This window comes from Mesorhizobium sp. M7A.F.Ca.CA.004.06.1.1 (assembly GCF_003999135.1).
In the GTDB taxonomy this organism is placed as follows: domain Bacteria; phylum Pseudomonadota; class Alphaproteobacteria; order Rhizobiales; family Rhizobiaceae; genus Mesorhizobium.
This window is the reverse complement of record NZ_RZPQ01000629.1, coordinates 1-2670: the sequence shown is the minus strand read 5'-3', so window position 1 is coordinate 2670 and position 2670 is coordinate 1. Positions and strand designations below refer to the sequence as shown.

Here is a 2670-nt window from a genome sequence, read left to right as displayed (position 1 = left end):
CATGATCACCCAGGCGCCGGGCGCGATGAACGACCAGGCCGAGGGCCATGGCCCGTTCGGCGAAAGCTGCGCCTTCTGGATCAACTGCCCCTTGGCGGAATCGATCCCCACCACCATCAGCCGCGACAGTTCGAAAAACGACGTGCCGGCCGGCTTGTGCTGGAAAATGGGTGGAGGGCTGGACGGCGCCGGGCGGGCCCTGGAAGCCGCTTTCGGCGCCGGCGTCTTCGCTGCGGGGACCTTCGACTTCGGTTCTGCGTTCTTGGCCATCGTACGGTCCTGCCCTTTCGGTTCGGAATTCAGCTTCTTGGCGGGAAGACGCCCTGCAGCGCGATGCAGAAATAGCAGGTGAGATAGGGCTGCATGTTGTTGTGCGGCTGGTCGCCGCCGGCAGGGGGGAGCGCTTGAGGGCTCATCTGCGTCAGGTTGGCCGCCGGGGTATAGATTGTTGCGTTGGTGGATTTGGCCAGGCTTCGCGTCGAGGACGGCGCATTGAGTTCGCCCAGGTCGATGTCATGGTCGCGCATTGCGTGGGTGTGGTTAGGAATCTCCGATTCGAGCAGGCTTACCGTTTCCGTACCGTCGGTCTCGCCGAGATCGTGCAGCGAAAGCCCTGGTCCTTGCCCCGGGTGCATCGGCAAGCGGCCCTGAAGGTCGGGCAAGGCAAAATTGCTTTTGCCATTGCCGCCATAGGTCGTGCCCAGCAACGAGAACAATGCCGTGTTCTGCGACAGCGGCAGCAACTGCCCGTCGCACCACGCCCAGCCCCTGGGCGCGAAATAAAAGGGGAAGATTCGGATTTCGGCGACGAACGGGTCAGCCATGATGTCCCTCTCAGGTCGGCGACGGAAAGATGCCGAAAAGTGAAATGATAAAGCTGATGCAAAGATACGGCTGGAAATTGTTGTGCGGCTGGCTGCCGCCAACGGCTGTTACAGCCTGCTGGGCCATGTCGGTATCGGTCGTGTCCTGGATGTAGGGCAAGGCGCCACCGCCAATCTGTGCAACGACCTTCCCGCTGGGACTGGTATCTTGACCAATGCTCAGGGACGCGACCATCGGATGGCTGTGTGACGGAATCTGGGAAATTGTCAGATTGACTTCCTCTATGCCTCCCGTCTCCGCAAGGATGAAGCCGCTGCCCTGATGGAGCGGAACACGGCCTCGCAGGTCGGGCAGCGCGAAGGTGCTCTGGCCATCGCCGCCATAGGTCGTGCCAATCAGCTGGAACAGTGTCTCGTTCTCCGAGATCGGCAGAAGCTGTCCCTCGCAGAACATCCAGCCGGCCGGCGCGAAATTGCCGGCAAACATGCGTATCTCACCAACATAAGGCTGTGCCATGATCGCGCCTCCTTAATTCGGCGAAGGGAAAATGCCCTGCAGGGCAATGCAGAAGCTCAGCGTCAGGAACGGCTGCATGTTGAGATGTGCCTGACTGCCGCCGACACTGGTAATTGTGCTCGGGCTCAGCGTCGTCACGTTCGCGAAATCGCTATACAGCCGCCCCGGAACCACCCCCAAAACGTTCCCCGCACCATCCTGGCTGCTACCGGTGTTTGTGCTTGCCTGCGCAAAGTGAACGTGTGTCGGTATTTCGGAAATCGACAGCGTATGGCTTTGCTCGCCACCGCGCTCGCCTAGTGTGTGACCGCTCCCAACGTGGATCGGGATACGTCCCCTATAATCGGGCAGCGCGAAATTGACTTGGCCGTCACCGCCGAAAGTGGTTCCGAGCAGTGAAAATAGCGCCTGGTTCTGGTTGATCGGCAAAAGCTGCCCGTTACAGAGCGCCCAACCCTTGGGCGGGAAGACAAAGGACATAATCCTGATTTCCGATAGAAATGGCTCGGCCATGTCTCGCGCCCTCATTAGATATCAGAAGAATACACGGAACGACATAGAAGTCTACTTGGGTTTCTAACAAACCAAGTACTATTATAAAATAATAGACAGTATTTAAATAACAAGAGGCGCAGGAAGGCAGTGTGTACCCAAGGTTGTAGATCGTCGCACCAAATGGTGGCCTTTCTACCTCATCAACGTAGCCATCATGGGAACGGCGGCGTGGCAAGCCCGGTAAATCCGCTCGTTTGCGCCGTCGCGGTAGATGCAGAAACAACTGTATTGCGGCCGTTCAGATAAGCGATCACGGCAGCAGTATCCATGGCGCCCCCAGCATAGCCGCTAAGGTTGATCGTCCCGTTGTTGCGCTGACGTACCCGGATGTCACCAGCCGCCATGGTGCCGCCAAGCGAATGCGTAAAGATGTTCGCGAGCGCGCCGGCGCCGCCTATGCTCAGATCGACGGATGCACCATTTCCCTCCGGGTCCGTGACGGCTGACTGGACGAGAATGCCAGCAGCCGCATCTCCGGTCCCATCCAGTTTGATGTCAATCGCGTTGCCGGTTATCTGGGCCAGGATGCTGCCGGCGCCGTCCTGTCCGGCCTGGACAAGGATAGCACGTTGCGTACCGGCATAGTCGATGGAGTTGTTTTTGATTCCGACCCGCATGGCGCCGCCGCCGGCATTGAATACGGATATGCCATCCGCTGTCAGCCCGTTTGCGACCGTGATGGTATTGCTTTCAATTCGAGCGTCAAAAGTAAAGCCGTTGTCGAACGCCGACCCGAGCAGGCTCACCACGACGAAGTCGCCCGCCGCCGTGCTG

The 2670-nt window shown here is 59.1% G+C and carries 5 protein-coding genes; all 5 read right to left on the bottom strand.

Annotated elements, in window-relative coordinates:
* Nucleotides 1-270, bottom strand: a 270-nt coding sequence (locus EN906_RS37820; RefSeq protein WP_206529176.1) for a hypothetical protein, incomplete at its 3' end; no start/stop codon positions are given.
* Nucleotides 271-299: 29 nt separating this feature from the next.
* Nucleotides 300-824 carry a tail fiber protein gene (locus EN906_RS27230; RefSeq protein WP_127267582.1) on the bottom strand — a complete coding sequence of 175 codons (525 nt, stop codon included), beginning with the start codon at nt 822-824 and terminating at the stop codon, nt 300-302.
* A gap of 10 nt (nt 825-834) precedes the next feature.
* A complete protein-coding gene (locus EN906_RS27225) occupies nt 835-1341 on the bottom strand; it encodes a tail fiber protein (RefSeq protein WP_127267581.1) in 507 nt (168 codons plus the stop codon).
* 12 nt (nt 1342-1353) lie between these two features.
* On the bottom strand, nt 1354-1854 hold the full coding sequence (locus EN906_RS27220) for a tail fiber protein (protein WP_127267580.1): 501 nt from the start codon (nt 1852-1854) through the stop codon (nt 1354-1356).
* Between the two features lie 194 nt (nt 1855-2048).
* A partial coding sequence (locus EN906_RS37470; RefSeq protein ID WP_164777393.1) for a hypothetical protein occupies nt 2049-2670 on the bottom strand: 622 nt, incomplete at its 5' end.

Coding starts and splice junctions, on each gene's coding strand:
- EN906_RS27225 (WP_127267581.1), bottom strand. CDS start 1,341: ATGGCACAGCCTTATGTTGGTGAGATACGCATGTTTGCCGGCAATTTC.
- EN906_RS27230 (WP_127267582.1), bottom strand. CDS start 824: ATGGCTGACCCGTTCGTCGCCGAAATCCGAATCTTCCCCTTTTATTTC.
- EN906_RS27220 (WP_127267580.1), bottom strand. CDS start 1,854: ATGGCCGAGCCATTTCTATCGGAAATCAGGATTATGTCCTTTGTCTTC.